Annotated in this window: 16 protein-coding genes; 4 read left to right on the top strand and 12 right to left on the bottom strand. The window is 47.4% G+C overall.

Annotated features, from left to right (window positions below; genetic code table 11):
* Positions 1-29: 29 nt before the first annotated feature.
* A complete protein-coding gene (nadB, locus tag O9X78_RS09280; RefSeq protein ID WP_269619363.1) occupies positions 30-1,622 on the top strand; it encodes an L-aspartate oxidase in 1,593 nt (530 codons plus the stop codon).
* Positions 1,623-1,642: 20 nt separating this feature from the next.
* On the opposite strand, the gene O9X78_RS09275 is transcribed toward nadB, so the two are convergent.
* Together O9X78_RS09275 and O9X78_RS09270 are read right to left on the bottom strand one after the other, a co-directional pair.
* The gene (locus tag O9X78_RS09275; protein WP_269619362.1) at positions 1,643-2,095 is read right to left on the bottom strand and encodes a protein YgfX; all 453 of its coding nucleotides are present in this window, start codon (positions 2,093-2,095) and stop codon (positions 1,643-1,645) included.
* Complete coding sequence (locus O9X78_RS09270) at positions 2,058-2,318, bottom strand: FAD assembly factor SdhE (RefSeq protein WP_269619361.1); 261 nt, start codon at positions 2,316-2,318, stop codon at positions 2,058-2,060. The genes O9X78_RS09275 and O9X78_RS09270 overlap by 38 nt, the downstream gene beginning before the upstream one ends.
* 145 nt (positions 2,319-2,463) lie before the next feature.
* Between O9X78_RS09270 and ygfZ the strand changes: the two genes are divergently transcribed.
* Positions 2,464-3,507 carry a CAF17-like 4Fe-4S cluster assembly/insertion protein YgfZ gene (ygfZ, locus tag O9X78_RS09265; protein ID WP_269619360.1) on the top strand — a complete coding sequence of 348 codons (1,044 nt, stop codon included), beginning with the start codon at positions 2,464-2,466 and terminating at the stop codon, positions 3,505-3,507.
* Positions 3,508-3,571: 64 nt separating this feature from the next.
* Here the strand turns inward: ygfZ and O9X78_RS09260 are convergent, their stop codons facing one another.
* The 7 genes from O9X78_RS09260 to O9X78_RS09230 all read right to left on the bottom strand — a co-directional run bounded on the left by O9X78_RS09260 (position 3,572) and on the right by O9X78_RS09230 (position 12,196).
* Entirely contained in the window at positions 3,572-4,411 is an 840-nt protein-coding gene (locus O9X78_RS09260) for an SDR family NAD(P)-dependent oxidoreductase (protein ID WP_269619359.1), read from the bottom strand.
* A gap of 15 nt (positions 4,412-4,426) precedes the next feature.
* Complete coding sequence (locus O9X78_RS09255; RefSeq protein ID WP_269619358.1) at positions 4,427-5,968, bottom strand: flavin-containing monooxygenase; 1,542 nt, start codon at positions 5,966-5,968, stop codon at positions 4,427-4,429.
* Positions 5,969-5,971: 3 nt separating this feature from the next.
* Positions 5,972-6,973: an alpha/beta fold hydrolase gene (locus tag O9X78_RS09250; RefSeq protein ID WP_269619357.1), complete on the bottom strand. Its 1,002-nt coding sequence runs from the start codon at positions 6,971-6,973 to the stop codon at positions 5,972-5,974.
* Entirely contained in the window at positions 6,970-7,827 is an 858-nt protein-coding gene (locus O9X78_RS09245) for a metal-dependent hydrolase (protein WP_269619356.1), read from the bottom strand. Before O9X78_RS09245 ends, O9X78_RS09250 begins: the two co-directional genes overlap by 4 nt.
* 128 nt (positions 7,828-7,955) lie before the next feature.
* Positions 7,956-8,894: an alpha/beta fold hydrolase gene (locus tag O9X78_RS09240; RefSeq protein ID WP_269619355.1), complete on the bottom strand. Its 939-nt coding sequence runs from the start codon at positions 8,892-8,894 to the stop codon at positions 7,956-7,958.
* A 67-nt stretch (positions 8,895-8,961) separates the two neighbouring features.
* Positions 8,962-9,627 (bottom strand): START domain-containing protein, encoded by a 666-nt coding sequence (locus O9X78_RS09235; RefSeq protein ID WP_269619354.1) that lies wholly within the window; start codon positions 9,625-9,627, stop codon positions 8,962-8,964.
* A gap of 88 nt (positions 9,628-9,715) precedes the next feature.
* Positions 9,716-12,196, bottom strand: a complete 2,481-nt coding sequence (locus tag O9X78_RS09230) for a TonB-dependent receptor (protein WP_269619353.1) — start codon at positions 12,194-12,196, stop codon at positions 9,716-9,718.
* A gap of 262 nt (positions 12,197-12,458) precedes the next feature.
* Between O9X78_RS09230 and O9X78_RS09225 the strand changes: the two genes are divergently transcribed.
* On the top strand, positions 12,459-13,328 hold the full coding sequence (locus O9X78_RS09225; RefSeq protein WP_269619352.1) for a MerR family transcriptional regulator: 870 nt from the start codon (positions 12,459-12,461) through the stop codon (positions 13,326-13,328).
* On the opposite strand, the gene ung is transcribed toward O9X78_RS09225, so the two are convergent.
* From ung to O9X78_RS09210, 3 genes are all read right to left on the bottom strand, one after another.
* Complete coding sequence (gene ung / locus O9X78_RS09220) at positions 13,323-13,994, bottom strand: uracil-DNA glycosylase (protein ID WP_269619350.1); 672 nt, start codon at positions 13,992-13,994, stop codon at positions 13,323-13,325. The two genes, O9X78_RS09225 and ung, sit on opposite strands and share 6 nt — an antisense overlap.
* Positions 13,995-14,059: 65 nt before the next feature.
* Positions 14,060-14,752 (bottom strand): EthD domain-containing protein, encoded by a 693-nt coding sequence (locus O9X78_RS09215; protein ID WP_269619348.1) that lies wholly within the window; start codon positions 14,750-14,752, stop codon positions 14,060-14,062.
* A 50-nt stretch (positions 14,753-14,802) separates the two neighbouring features.
* Positions 14,803-15,579, bottom strand: a complete 777-nt coding sequence (locus O9X78_RS09210; RefSeq protein ID WP_269619347.1) for a glucose 1-dehydrogenase — start codon at positions 15,577-15,579, stop codon at positions 14,803-14,805.
* Positions 15,580-15,745: 166 nt separating this feature from the next.
* Here O9X78_RS09210 and O9X78_RS09205 point away from each other — a divergent pair, with 166 nt between their 5' ends.
* Positions 15,746-16,444 (top strand): DUF1499 domain-containing protein, encoded by a 699-nt coding sequence (locus O9X78_RS09205; RefSeq protein WP_269619346.1) that lies wholly within the window; start codon positions 15,746-15,748, stop codon positions 16,442-16,444.
* Positions 16,445-16,586 lie beyond the last annotated feature (142 nt).

The following is a 16,586-nucleotide window of genomic DNA, read 5'->3' as shown; positions in this document are numbered from 1 at the left end:
ACCGCACCGCGGCAGGAGCAAATAGCAGCATGAACCACTACCATTCACACGATGTTTTGGTGATAGGCAGCGGCGCCGCAGGTCTGACGCTGGCACTGCAGCTTGCCGATACCGCACGCATTGCGGTTATTAGCAAGGGTGAACTAAACGCAGGCTCTACCTATTGGGCACAGGGCGGCATAGCGGCTGTACTCCATGACGGTGACACCGTTGATGCACACGTCGCAGATACCCTAGTCGCTGGCGCACAACTCTGCCACGAAGACAGCGTGCGTTTTACTGTTAAAAACAGCAGTGACAGCATTAAATGGCTACTATCACAGGGTGTTCAATTTAGCCGTTACGAACACAGCAACGACGCTTTTCATCTTACCCGCGAAGGTGGCCACAGCCAGCGTCGCATTATTCACGCAGCCGATGCGACTGGCCGGGAAGTATCAGAAACACTAACCAAGCGCGCAAGAGAAAATTCAAACATTGAAATCTTTACTCGCCACGTCGCAGTAGACCTCATTATCGACGACAATCACTGCCACGGTGCATATGTGCTGAACAGAGACAGCGGCCACGTCGAATTGTTCCACGCAAAAGCCATTGTGTTAGCTACCGGAGGTGCAAACAAAGCCTATTTGTACACGAGCAACCCAGATGGTGCCAGCGGTGACGGTATCGCCATGGCGTGGCGCGCAGGATGTAGGGTGGCAAATATGGAATTCAACCAGTTTCACCCGACCTGCCTATATCACCCGAAAGCGAAATCTTTTCTTATCACTGAAGCCATTAGGGGTGAAGGTGGCAAACTGATCTCCGCCAACGGTGAACGCTTCATGTATCGCTATGACGAACGCGGTGAACTAGCGCCGCGTGACGTGGTAGCACGCGCCATTGACCATGAGATGAAACGCCTAGGCAGTGATTGCGTCTATTTAGACATCAGCCACAAATCACCTGAATTTTTGCTAGAGCATTTCCCGACAATAAAGGCGCGCTGTCTTGAGCTAGGTATCGATATCACCCGCGAAGCAATTCCGGTCGTACCCGCTGCTCACTACACCTGCGGCGGGGTGATGGTCGATCAATATGGGCATACCGATATCCCAGGACTTTACGCAATAGGCGAAACCTCGTTTACCGGCTTGCACGGCGCCAACCGACTTGCCAGCAACTCACTTTTAGAATGTTTTGTGTACGGAACCTCAGCTGCGTCCGACATACGCCAACGCCTGAGCGATCTGCCTGCGCCCAAAATCGCGCTTCCCTGGGATGAATCACAGGTCACCGATTCAGACGAAGATGTCGTAATCTCCCACAACTGGGATGAATTGCGCCGTTTTATGTGGGATTACGTGGGAATCGTGCGCACAAATAAACGCCTTCAGCGAGCGCTCAACAGAGCAGCACTCCTGCAGCAAGAAATTGACGAATACTATTCTAACTACAAGGTCAGCAACGATTTGTTGGAGCTGCGGAATCTCGCCATGGTCGCTGAGCTTATCATTCGATCTGCAATGCAGCGCACTGAAAGCCGCGGCTTGCATTACACCTTGGACTACCCTGAGCAACTAGACGTTGCCGAAGATACGATTCTAACGCCAAACAATTACGTCGGTGGCGCTAACTAAGCCTCGCGAGCTAAGCCGTCTTAGCTCACACGTGAAAAATTGCTAATTTGACGCAAGCGTCGATACTGATCTACGCCGATATTATCTGGTAGTACCACGATCGACACCGCGCGGCCGTTCGCTAACCTAAAGCGCAACACCACACCGTAAGGGAGCGTTATCCCCTCCAACAGATCAACGTGCTGAGTTTTCACGTTCGCTAAATGGCGAATATCACCACGATAAATACGCCAATCGTTATCGGCAAAGGCAATTCGTGCTATCGATTGCGGCAGCCTAAAATAGACGTCACGCCTCATATAATAAAAAGCACTTGCAGCTACCAATATCGACGATATGAAGGCCAATAACGTTGGTAAAACAAGCCAAAACCCAGCTAGCACCGCACTGTGCAGGGCAACAAAATACCCACACAACCAACGCGAAGGGCGAAACTTAAGATCGAGGGGTTTTGGTGAACGCAATGATGTCATCGACGATTATCGCCAATTCAGGGTCATCCGGTCGACCTTTAGCAAGAAACCAAGCAAATAACTCCGTGTCTTCACTTTCCAGCAAATTAATAAAACGCCGCTGGTTTATGTCGTCTAACGTTCTAAAACGATGTTCCACATAGGGCCCCATTACCAAATCCAATTCCAGCATGCCACGGCGGCAAGCCCAACAAATTCGCTTGAACTCGTTTTCTGAAACCATTATTTTCCACTTCGTTATGGTAGCTAGCCCTATAAGCCGCTACAAAAAAGCGTATTATAGCGGCAAAATGCAGCAATCACAGTGCAGATGATTTTTATCATTCCAAACGTACCCGCACTAACAGCAACATCTATTTTGAGAGTCTATGAATACATTTTGGACATTTTTACACAACCAATATCCCGCCAGCAGTATTTCAACAGACCAATACTGGCGTGTTGGCGCCTCAGCCGCCATTGACGTGGGCGACTGCGGCATCACTGCGCTGAGTCAATACGGCTTCCTCGCCGTTGCAGGCCCTGACAGCAGTAAGTTTCTACAGGGCCAAACCACCTGCGACTGGCGAAAAATTGACGTTGAGACAGCTGCGATCGGAAGCTACTGCAATATAAAAGGTCGCATGGTGATTAGCTTCGTTGCCGGCATGCAGACTAGCGACGCCGTCTTACTCCGGCTCCGAGCTGATACGGTCGATACCGGTTGCGCGACACTGGCAAAGTACATCGTATTTTCAAAGGCTAAGATTCGCAGTGCAACAGACGAATATATCGCCATTGGCGTAACGGGAAAACATGCCCGCCAGCTACTTATAGAACACGCCGGAATGGCGCCTTCTGATTTACTGAAACAGGTCACCGACGGCCAAACCATCATTGTACAATTGGACGAAAACGGTGAGCGCTTTGAATGCTGGGCGCCTATGGAAGCTGCAAAAGCTCTTTGGACAAAGCTCAGCGAGACAGCAAACATTATTGATTCAGCGCAATGGGAAGCGCAAAACATTGCCGCTGGCTTTGGCGAAATTTGTGCAAACACCCAAGACACGTTTATTCCGCAAATGCTGAATTACCAGATTATCGGCGGTGTTAGCTTTAACAAAGGCTGTTATACGGGCCAAGAGGTTGTCGCGAGAATGCAATATCGCGGCAAACTGAAGCGTCGCTTGTATCGCGCAACTTTGCGCAATAGCTCACACAGCTTCAGCCATATACCAGGAACAGATTTGTACAACGGTGACGAGCCGCAAAGCATTGGGAATTTAGTATCGGCAGCGACTATTGGGGATGAAACAGAAATACTTGCTGTGCTAACCGAGGAAGCGGTTGCCGCTAACAATATTCATTTTGCCGATGACTCCACGTGTTTAGAAATAACAAGCTTACCCTACGAACTGCCAAGCGCGGGCTAACTCCGAAAGCCCACGGCGATAATGGCGCAGGCTATACGCGCCATTAACCACAAGCCCTTATAGTTTAAATTCGCTTTAACACCATTCTAGTACCCACATTCATAAGCGGTACTAACAAGCGATCGTAACAGCCCGGAAACAAGCGCTGGATTACATCTAGAAATTTTGCATCGCTACCAATAAGCACTCGGGTTTGAGACTTGCGCATGCCACGCATGATAACTGTCGCCGCTTTTTCGGGAGTAGTCGCCGCAATACGATTGAAAATATCGGCGGTTTTTCCCAGATCAGCATCGTTTCCGGTGATGGAGTTTAGGTGCCGACCATTGTTCGCGATATTGGTTTTAATACCGCCGGGATGCACAGTAACCACCTTGACACTGGTGTCGCGTAAATCCTGGCGCAAAGACTCAGAATAGCCTCTTACCGCAAATTTAGCGGCGTTGTATGACGATTGCGAGGGCACGGACATCAGTCCAAACAAGGACGAAATATTCACCACACACGCTTCCGGCCGTGTTAATAACTCGGGTAAAAATGCCTCGACGCCATTAATAACGCCCCAGTAGTTGACCCCAAAAAGCCATTCCATTTGCTCTCGGGGCTGTTCGGCGGCGTGGCAACTAAGGGCAACACCGGCGTTGTTAATAACACCGTCCACCACCCCAAAGTGGTCTTTCACCGACTTTGCCCACGCCTTCATAGCGACATTGTCACTCACATCCAGCTTAGCTAAAAACAGCTCGGACTCATCACCATACTCACGTAGAGACTGCAAGCTGCCCTCTACTACGTCCGAAGCAGCAACTCTTGCACCAGCCGTGCGAAGTCCAATAACCAAGGCTCGGCCAATACCTGAGCCGGCGCCAGTCACAGCAATAACTTTATTGTTAAATTTTTTCACTGTTAATACCTATGATTAGCTAGCGGTAGCCACGCTATTACCAAACTCTTCTGCTCCGCCTTTAACACTAACAAACTCATACTCTGCAGCAGAAAAATGCTTGGTCGTGAAGTGGTATTGCCACGAGAAACCGGGCCATAAGGTAGTGTTTTTTCCGTCTTTAGTCAGATACCAACTATTGCAGCCCGACATCCACGTTGTACCTTTGAATCGTTCCTGAATATCCGCATTAAACTCGCGCTGCACCATTGGCTTAAGATCAAAATACGTATTTTGATTTTTTCGAAGCGCTTTCAAATACTTCAAAATATACGTTATTTGCGACTCGATATAAAAAATTACCGACGTATTACCCGGCCCAGTATTAGGCCCCATAACGTAGAGCATGTTCGGGTAGCCAGATACCACTACACCCTTATAGGCCTCACTGCCAATTGCCCAGTCCTTTTCGAGCAAGCGCCCACCCACTCCACGAATGGGAATTGGCGCGCCAGACACAGGCACTTTAAAACCAGTGGCAAAAACGATGGCATCTACTTCATGACGCTGACCATCACTGGTGTGTATCGCTGTTTCATCAATTTTATCGATGCCTTCCACGCACACATTGACATTGCCTCTCGTTAAGGCTGGATAATAATCATCCGACAGCAACACCCGTTTACAGCCCATAGAGTATTTGGGAGATAGCTTTTCTCGCAAAATAGGATCACGTACGACCTTTCGCAAGTAACGGCGGCCAATAGACTCACCTATGCGCGTCAGGAAACTGTCCCAAATAAACGCAGGTAAAACACTTTCCATCATTATGTATTGAAAATTGCGTACTGCTCGCTGCAAGATGGGCCAGCGCCGGTATAGGCGCTGGCGAGCCGGACTTAGTGACTGATCAGACTTTGGCATTACCCACGGCGGCGTGCGCTGAAAAAGACTCAATGATTTCACTTTAGCTTGAATAGATGGAACTACTTGAATCGCGCTTGCGCCAGTTCCAATAACACCTACACGCTTTCCATCCAAACTATAATTTTTATCCCACTCCGCGGTGTGCATTACTTTGCCCGTGAAGTCATCGATACCTGAGACTTCAGGATATTGCGGAATATTTAACGCACCAATTGCCATTACTACGGCGCGCGCCTGACGTTGACTTCCGTCGTCAAAGTTGAGATTCCACACACCGCTTGTTTCGCAGAATGCCATGTCGCTCAGCGACGAATTAAACCTTATTTTGTCACGTAACTTATATTTGTCTGCGCAGTGCTGCAGGTAGCGATGAATCTCTTCCTGAGGACCAAACGCTCTGCCCCAATCTGGATTCGGCTCGAACGAAAAAGAGTATAAATGCGACGGCACATCACAAGCCGCACCAGGATAGACATTGTCTCGCCAAACCCCACCAACATCACTCGCCCGCTCATAAATAACAAAATCATTAAGACCTTGCTGTTGCATACGGATAGCGACGCCTAGGCCACCGAAACCCGCACCAATAATTGCTACATCGTCGATCACTACATTAAATGTTTCGTTTGTTTTATTTTTATAGTTGCTCATTACTTAAATCACTCTCGTTCCAGCACGCCAGAAGTCACTCAGCACTCTTGCCGTCAGTCCCGGCTCTTCTAACATAGGTAAGTGGCCAACAGAGGGCAAAATCATCGCTTTAGCACCGACAATTTGCTCACAAAATTGATCGGCGCAGGTGACATCTAACACCTGATCCGAATCGCCCCACAATACTAAGGTCGGCGCCTTAATCTTGTTTAAACAAAGATAAGTGTGTTTTAGAGAATCAACCAAATGGGAAAAAATGTAGTCATTTACCTGCTTACGATGACTCATCGCACCCGCCATGAAAAAGCTCAACACCATCCCAAAAAACCGGTGACGCCTATGCAAAGCTATTGCGAAAACTAGCAAAGTATCATGTGGCTGCGCCGGCGAAAGATAATTAACGCCCGCCGCCAAACCACTCTCCAACTGACTAAGGTGTCTACCCGGCACGCCCGCAGAATTCATTAAGCATAGCGTGTCGACAAGCTGCGGATGACGCGACGCAAGCTGGGCAGCAATTGCCCCGCCCATCGAGCTACCGGAGACATGCGCTTTATCTACTCTTAAAATTTGCAACCATGCGGCGATACGGTCAGCTTGCTCAGCCATTCGATAATCTGAATCGGCGTGAAAACTGCTATCACCAAATCCGGCCAAATCGGGCACCAACAGATAGTAGTCTCGACGTAGCTTTGCCGCCAAATAGCTCCAATTTTCTTTGCTAGAGCCGAAACCATGAAGAAGAACTACTACCGGCCCAGCGCTATTACCGCCGGCCCAATAACAAATATCGTGATCACCGACTTGCGCCACCCTGCGCTTCAAACCCGCCTGCATACCCATTAAGGGCTGCAGACGTTGCCACAATGTGGCTTTCGGGCGCCATTTTGCTAGCGCATCTTTATCGATGCTCGCCAATGGCGTTGCCAAATATCGATCACGCATTACATCTATTTCTGCCAAAATTGCAGTGTTTCTATCTGCAATCTCACTCACCGCATTCATGCTGCAGCGCCCGCCACCTTGTTATCGTAGCCAGCGACTTCATCGACCAAAGAATCGACTTCATCTAGGTACTGTGCATTATCGTGATCCCAGGGATGGAAACCGGGCTTAAAGTAGTCCAGCCAGTCAGGAATAGTTCTACGCAGCATGCCTGGAGAACCCCACAAGAAATTCATCACCTTAAACCAGCCAACAAGGTTAAATAGCTGACCTTCGCGACGCACCAAACCAATATGAAACGGGATAACCATCATCCAAAAAATAGTTGTTGCTGTTATCAAAGCAAAACAGCGGTGTAAATACCCAACAATACCTCCGCCCAATACCTTCTGATACACATCATAAGCCACCGCCTTGTGCTCGGTTTCTTCCAATGCATGCCACTTCCAAATTGCGGCATACCGTGGCTCTGCGCCTTCAAGGCTACGTGGCTCACTTAATACCATATTGGCTAAAATAGCAGTGAGATGTTCCAGCGCTATGGTGACTGCAAGCTGCGCCGACTTCGGCGTAAAGCGGGCAGATAACTTTAGTAAACGAACAACAATGCGGCCATAGCGATCTGCCGGCATGCCTTTCTGCACTAAAGCATCATTGTATTCTTCATGCTCTCGTCCGTGCATTGCCTCTTGACCGATGAAACCACGGACAGACTCCTTCAACTCGGGATCTTGAATGCGATCTCGGTAGTTACGAACACTGTCTATAAAAAAGCGTTCGCCATCAGGAAAGAAAATAGACAAGGCATTAAAAAAGTGAGTGATGTGTGCACCACCGGCGTGCCAATCGCCGATACGATCTTTAGGCAGATTAAATTCAAGATTACGACGTACAGGCTGAACTATAGCTTTCATAAAGCATCCCCTTATGAATCATTTTATTATGTAACACCAAGTGATGTAACATTAATCTTGACATCATTTAATGTCAAGTAAATTTATCTGAAACTTTCATTAGAAAACAAACTAAAGAAAATCGACCACTAGGGCTCGGTTTTAGTGACAAAATCGCCAATCAAGGTTGCCAAAATGTGGGGATGTGACAAAGGCAGCCAATGCCCCCCGTCAATACGGTGAATCACGATGTTCGAAACCCACGCCGCGGTCTCCGAGTATAAATCCGCATTTAGAAACCGATCTCGAGTAGGAATAACAAGCTGCACTGGCCGGTTACTGATACGCTCGCGCGGTGATCGAAAATATCGTAGGCAATTTGCACGATATAACTCGATGCCATTAATACCATCTCGTTGACGATGAACACCTTGAGCCAAGGTAACATGTTGGGTATTAATGCTTTCTAGTGCCCTCATTATCCTCAGCCAATGCCGACCTAACACCGTTCGCCAAAGCAAAGGCGCAAGGAAAGGCAGTTTGAAGAGCCATATATACCAAGACTGAAAAATCTGCTGAATAACAGAACGAGGTCCTCCTGACTCTCTCCAACGCCGCCTAAACCAGTGGCCAACGTGGTCGAGACAGGGACCAGATATCGATGTGTAAGAAAGAATTTTCTCCCGGAATGTGGGGCAAGTCACCGACTCCCAGCTTTGTACTGAACCCCAATCGTGGCCAACCAAATGGAAACGTGTACGGCTACAAAACTTAGTCGTTACCGCTTGTAAATCAGCCTTGAGATAGGCTAATAAATAGTCGCTTCTATTTGCGGGTGTAGTCGAATTTCCTGCGCCGCGAACATCATATCGAATAATATAAAACTGATCCGCAAGCTGGTTTACCAATAAATCCCAAACCTGGCTGTCATCGGGATAACCATGGACTAAGACAATATTTGGTTTACTTGGGTCACCCTGACAATAAACAGCGAGACGTACATCGCCAGAATCACAATACTGTAGATAGGGGGGGTTCTTTGCTGTCCGACCACCTTCGCTACGCTCATCATCTATCTTCATTTTCATAGAGCGCTCCAATAGTGAAAATCTCACAGAGAATGAAATTGAACGTAGCGATGTAACAGCGGACTATTTAAAACGGATTAAAATTAGCGTATTCAGGTAGTACTACCCTTTTACGCATGGCTTTCAGAGTCTCAAAGGGATTATCCACGATCATCGCGTTCACTAAACCTGAAGGGAGTGCACCTACCGGATTTAAGTGCAACTGAAATACAACTTTAGTCTGAGTATCACTAAGCGGAGTTAGCTCAAAAAAGCCCTCCACTTCTTCCACCCTTACCGCATCAGTTTTTGTAGGTAAGGTCGATTTTGCCGATTCAGGCAGAGCGTCTGCCGTCACCCCAGTAAGCTTAACTATTGTCTTACGACTAACAGGATCTTGAGATATCTCATTACGCAAGATCATCTCTCTATCTGCAGCAGGCCAAGGAAAATCGTTAACCAAATACTGATATCGATCCAGTAAGCTCGCCTTGTAAAGAAGTGTCGGATTTTTACAGTTAAACATCCAATGTACAAAGCCCTTGGTATCGTCCAGCAAGGCCATCACTTGATTTAACTCAGCATCGATAACCGACTCACCACGAAACGCCTTATAGGCTGAGCCTTCCACTTCGCGGGTATATACCTGAATACCGTCTTTATCTTTCTCGAGCTTCCACTCTGACGCCACCGACGAAAGGCTAAGTAGCAAAAACGCAAGCAGCACCACACATTGATTCTTAAATTGATTCATCCTTGTCTCCATCGACAAAACATTCAGCGAGCCACATAAATTAGAGGACCACCAGAAAGATAAAGTTCTGGCGGCCGTCAGGAATTATTTACATCCTATAAGTAAATTGCATCGCTACAGAACGAGGAGCGTCAAAAAAGCCGGTATGACTAGTAGTGCCAAAAAGGGTTTTGGCTAAGGGCGTATCTGCAGCGTAAACCATGATAATTTCATCTGTCAGGTTTTTACCGACCAAGGCTAGCTCCCAGCTCCGGTCAATCGCACCGATACCTGCCCGCGCATTCACCTTAAAGAATGTATCTTGCTGCACTCGCGCATCAAGATTCGACGACGGGTTGTAATCACTAGTGAAAACCACGTCCAGTCCCAAACCGATACCTAATGTGTCTGTAATTGGCGCCTCAAAACCTGCCAATAATGTGCCTGACCAATCTGACACGTACTGATTAGTCATGCCAGTGTAATCACAATCTCTACCGTTCGGAGAGTTCGGTACCTGATCCTGCTGACATTGGCCGTTGGTAAAATCTTTGAATTCAAAATCTAGCAGAGCCAGCGCCCCACCAATACGGAAATAGTCGGTTATCTGCCAGCGACCATCCAACTCCAAGCCCATATTGACCGCTTTTTTAGCATTACCCACTTTGAACCCAACGGTACCGTCAAATATGCTAATTTGGAGATTGTCGTACTCGGTATAAAACAACGCCGCGTTAAGTTCAGCCGCGCCATCTAAAAGCCCTGTTTTAATACCTAGCTCATAACTCGTTGCCTCTTCTTCACCGTACTCAAAGGTGCCTATCAATACCGTTTGATTGGGAATCAATGCCGAAGGGTTCCTAGGGGTAAGTTCGTCATCAGGGGTAGCATTCGATCTGGCGTCAAAACCGCCGGATTTGTAGCCGCGGCTCGCTGTCGCATAGGCCATTCCATCAACCGAAAAATCCCACTGAAGATTAATCAGCGGAGAAAACTGCGCCTCACTACGCTCGCCTTTTAAGTTGTGTCGCTCTACCGCAAACGTATTTGCAACGACTGTATCAATCTCCCCCAGCGGCAGCTCATTACCCTCTAGGTCAGTAAGCGTTAAGTGCCGCGAACCGGTTTTATTCTCATAAGTATAGCGCCCACCGAGCGTTAAACGCAGGGCCTCAGTCATATTGATGGTTGCTTGCAAAAAAGCTGATGCTATTTTTGTTTCACTTAAAAACTCCCGAGGCCCCTCAATATTAGCAATCGCGTTGCCCGCATCACCAACACCCAAAATCTCTTCAGGCGCCAACCCCAAGCCCGAACCCAAAGGATCGATATCACCTCGAGCGCCTGCCTCCGCAAGATCAAGCGCGTTAACCAGTTTAACAACGAGATTCGAGTCTTGGATCAATTTATCGTTGAACTTCAAGTCGTTGTACTGAAAGTAAACACCACCTATATAGTCAATTTTTCCGCCTGCAGGCGATATCCACCGAAGCTCCTGACTGATTTGTTTATAATCTTCCGCCAATTCAAACTTAAATAGTTCAGCCGAAGTCGCATCACAATCACAGAGATCGTCATACTTATACCCCATCAGACCAGTTATCCACGTAAAGATATGATCGTTCTCGGTCTGATGAGTGACGTTAATAGTCAGATTCTTGGTATCGTTATTACTGTAATTACCGTTAGTTGAGTTTCTGAAATCCTGAAAATTATTATTTACCGATTCATCAACGTCGACATCAATAATGCCCGGAATAAAAGTGCGATCCAATATTTCAGCTTGAGTCCGCCCGGCCAATACTGGGTTACTGGACGTCGAAGGTTCATCATTTATTATCTCCGCTTGGCGCCCCACCGAGTCAAACCGCCCCAGTTCAAGCTTGGCAGTCACCGAGGTGCGATCACTCGCGTCCCAAAACGCCTTTAAACGATAGGTCCCTTGGTCATACTGCGGTCCAACGTCGCCATTCAGCTCATTGGTCATGAAGCCACCGTAGTCTCTTAAGCGCGCCGCGAAACGAAGACCAAAATTGTCGGTAATCGGTCCAGACAGCATTAAATCAAGGACTTTCTCTTCCATCTCCGGCTCGTACAGCGCAGAAAACAGCCCTTCCACTTCACTACTAGGCGAAGCCGTAATGATGTTAATCGCACCCGCAATACTGTTTTTACCTTGTAAAATATTCTGCGGACCGCGCAGTACCTCAACGCGCTCCAAATCTAGAAACGGTGCCCGCGCTAACTGAGCGCGCCCGTAATAAATACCGTCAACATACATACCGACAGACTGCTCAAAACCTTGATTCATTCCGGTGCCAATGCCGCGAATGTAAATATCGGTACTGATCCCGCTTTCCGTAACAGTTAGGTTAGGCACGTAGGCTTGCAGGTCTTCCATGCGGTTGATGCCTGCCTCCATCATTTTTTCGCCACTAATGGCGCTGACCGAAACTGGAACATCTTGGAGATTCTGAGTTCGATGCTGTGCGGTAACCACGACCTCTTCGAGCATAGCCGCCATTAATGTTGTCGGAGCCAAGACTAATGCCAAAAAACAAAACGAGACGGATGTACTGCGACTACTCATAATTTGAGACCTGTTATCCAAATTTATTGTTATACTACATGCCACTATGTGACATCGAATGATGAGACATTAATCTGAGACCCATAATATGTCAAGAAAAATGTTGACGATGACACCATTGCAAATAGTTTAGCTTAAATATTTGTGTCTGCCGTCGCAAAATTGTATTCAGCGGAAGCCTCAGAGAAAATCAAACGGTAACATTGATATGTTTACGGCAGACCACATTCACATTTAGAGGGCGTCAAGCGCAGTGAGAAGTATGAAATTTCCGGAAGACACCATAAGTAATATGGCACAGCTACTGCCGCAAACGAACTTTTCGAATACGATTGCGACTACCGAGCATCAGCGTGATTACTCCGTTGAAGAGCTTGCAATAGCGGCGAATACTACCGTTCGTAATATTCGTGCTTACCAAGATCGAGGCGTACTTCCGCCACCAACACTGCAAGGCCGAAAAGGTATATATAACAACTTCCACCTTTCTAGGTTGCGCCTAATCGCCAATTTATTAGACCGCGGCTACACACTTTCGAGTATCAAGGAATTGATCTCGGCATTAGAAGAAGGCATCGGTCTTAGTGAAGTACTCGGTATAGAGTCTGCACTCAACTCACCATGGACGAACGAAGCACCAACAACCATCTCCATGACAGAACTAGTTAAGATGTTTGGTACTAAGCTCACTCCGTCAGCGGTTAAAACAGCCCACGATTTAGGTTTGTTCAGTATTTCAGGCACTCAATTAAGAGTCTCTAGTATGAATACCCTTAAGGTGTCGGAAGAATTATGTGCGACCGGTATCCCTTTGGACGAGCTACTGGATATTTTGCGCATGATGCGGGGCAACGTTCAACGGGTGGCCAACGAGTTTGTTAAACTGGTATCGCGACACGTTTTAGAACCCTACGCAGAACAGAAACTGCCACCGCCGGAAGAACTACCAAAGATCGCGGAGCTTATATGGAAACTTAGGCCACTTGCCGAAAAAGTAGTCGATGCTGAGCTAGGCCGAGCGATGGAGATTGCCGCCAGTCAATTCCTAGCGGACACCTTAGAGTCTATTATGGATGATTTACCCAAAAACTCTCCGTACAAGGCGCAGCCGCCAATAAACGATGCTTTATAGACGCCAATTGACGGGCGTCTCGCCGCGAGCCTCCAAATACACATTCGCTTTAGAAAAATGGCCGCAGCCCAAAAAACCACGATGAGCCGACAATGGTGATGGGTGTGGCGCTTCTAATACCAAATGGCGCTGCCGATTAATCACAGCGCCTTTCTTTTGCGCGTGACTGCCCCACAATAAAAAAACAACACCTTCTCGTTCGTTATTAAGATGCTCAATAATCGCGTCAGTAAATAGCTCCCAACCCTTTCCCTGATGAGATCCGGCGGCCCCCTCCTCCACGGTCAGCACACTATTTAATAGTAGTACGCCGCGCTCAGCCCATGCTTGCAAACAACCATGCTGAGGAATATCAATACCCAAATCTGAGCGGAGTTCTTTATAAATATTTCTTAAGGAAGGCGGAATTCTAGTCGCTCGCGGCACAGAGAAGCTAAGCCCGTGCGCTTGACCGAAGCCATGGTAGGGATCTTGCCCAATAATTACCGCCTTAACGTTTTCAGTGGGCGTGCTGTTAAGTGCGGCGAACCATTCGTCTCTTGGTGGAAAAACTCGCACCCCCTCAGCTAAACGTCGATCAATAAATTTTATCAGATTTTGAAAATATTCCAGTTGAAACTGCTGCCCCAAGGCGGCGTGCCACGAAGCATCTAAATCAATTGTCATATTATTACCCACCACTATAGTCAAACTAAACCCAGCCCTAGCTGCGGGGCAAGCATAGCAAACTATTAATAGCAGTACTCGCTAGTAGGAACGACATCAATCTCATCAAAATCAATAAATTTTACGCAGCTATCAATCATTTTCTGCATATTACTTTGCTGCTTTTCCGTGTCGCCAATCGCATCATAAAATACGCCGGAATCTGTCATCGCCTGCGAGGGGAAACACTCTTCAACAATCGCGTGATAGCACGCGATATCTTTTCCAGCAACGCCAGTAATAATGTTCTGCACATAACGGAACGTAGACTGGGTTTCCAAAGCAATACGGGTGTGGGTATTTTGCCAATAGGCCAACCAATCCTGATACTCCAAACGCTGCGGACAACGCAGCATGGCAATCTGACTAAAGCCCGGGGTACGAGCACCAAGTGCTACTCGATGCTCGGTATTTTCTAAACGTTCTATTTCATCTACATGGTAGCGACTAAACTGAACGCAGAAGCCATCAATCAGCCCATCTATAACATCCAATTCAAGCTCAGTGGACAACCATATACTGCACATTGCATCAAACGCCGGTGCGGAATTTTCCATCCGCAACGACGCCGCCGCGGCAACATCGCGATCAGGTACATTAAGCTGCACACGATTAATCGCTGCGTTTTCTTTTAACGTTGTTAGTAAATTACTATGCAAAGCCATGACGAACTCCTCGCTCGCCGTGTCAGACCACATTAAATAGATAACTTTACGCATTAATACCTACTCCTTAGCGCCGCGCTATATACGTCACCCTATTTAAAGCACTACACGCCGATAGGAGGCGTTGCCGTAGACGCATTATCAATTAACATTTCTGCCGCATTAACAAAGCGTGACTCATCAGAAGCCAAATAAAGCACTAACGCTGCAACATCCTCAGGCTCGCACATAGGATGTGCTTCAGTAGACAATGACTCAATCTCTTCGCGGGTAGCCGACTCTTGTCCTGTTGCAACCTTGAACACCATGGGCGTCTTGACCCCGTCGGGGTGTATTGAATTACAGCGAATACCATTGCGTTTTTCGCGACAATATAATGCAACTGATTTAGTCAGAGCCATCACCGCGCCCTTGCTGGCGCTATAAGCGGCTACGAACGACATCCCGTGCATGGCAGCTACCGACGACATGTTAATAATCGAGCCGCCATTTCCAGACGCCTCCATAGCCGGAATCACTGTTTTACAGCCCAGAAACACACCTTCGCTATTGACCGCATTAACCCGACGATAATCTTCTAAAGTGCAATCGACAACATTGCCAAGCGTCATCATACCGGCGTTGTTAACTAAAACATCTAAACGACCAAAACGCTCTACCGCCGTCTTCACCACACGCTGCCAATCTTCTTCGCTGGTCACATTGTGTTTAACGAAGATCGCGCGCTCACCAATAAGCTCAGCAACCGCTAAGCCGTCCTTTTCATTTAAATCCGTCAATACAACCGACGCACCCTCCTGAGCTAGCATTATTGCATCTGCACGTCCCATACCACTGGCAGCGCCAGTCACAATACATACCTTGCCTTCGACACGGCCCATAACTTACCCCATGATTTTTATTGATCTATTTATGACGACTAAGTAACCGACCGAACCCGGAAAAGTTACAGAATACTAACCACAGTAAATCACGACTTCGAGTAAAAAAAAAGCGCATATGAATTACCCTTTGGTAAGATTAGCAATACGCCAATTCGGAGCCGCTATGAATATTCCCTCAATTACTCACAAAGTCGCGATTAGTTCAGTTATTTTTTTGGTGCTGGGCGCCGCCGGTGTACGCCTTCATATTTTTAACTTTCAAATCGGCTTACTCCTATTCAGCCTTGCCGGGCTACTCAGTTTTATCTGCATTTGCGCCTCCGCTCTGTTCACTCGGCGAGTACAAAGTCTCAGGGGGCGCCGCCAACTCAGTCAAGCATCAATCATCGCGCTACCGGCTATTATCTTTTTCGGTCTAAGCCTATATCGAGGCGCCGGGTCGCCTCTGATACATGACATCAGCACAAACACCGAACGTCCCCCGCAGTTTATTATGGCTGTTCAACAACGGAGCCCCAGTGACAATAGACTTGAATACACAGATCGCAATCGACAGATACAACAACAGGCGTATCCAGACATTAATACCATCCCAACCTTATTGTCCGTCGACGCGGCACAAAAGAAAGCGCTCGATATTGCTGAGAGTATTGGTTGGAAAGTGGAATACCAAGAACGGGGACATATCGAAGCCATAGAGAGGAGTTTCTGGTTCGGGTTTACTGACGACATTGTTATTCGTATTAGCGAAACATCAAGTGGATCTATGGTAGACATTCGCTCAGCCTCACGCGTTGGTGAAGGTGATTTAGGTGTCAATGCTCGACGCATTAGACAATTCACACAACTGTACCTAAAGTAACGAGCAACCAAGTAAATAAAAAAAGATCTATCGCATTAATTTATATAAAGGTGATTTTGCCATTTACCCGCTACAACAGAGCCTTTACTATTGGCCTTAGAAAGTAAAAGAAAACGAAAAAACGTTAAATATTCAGTAGGTT

Source organism: Zhongshania aquatica (genome assembly GCF_027257955.1).
In the GTDB taxonomy this organism is placed as follows: Bacteria; Pseudomonadota; Gammaproteobacteria; order Pseudomonadales; family Spongiibacteraceae; genus Spongiibacter; species Spongiibacter aquatica.
This window is presented reverse-complemented; position numbering and strand designations above follow the sequence as displayed.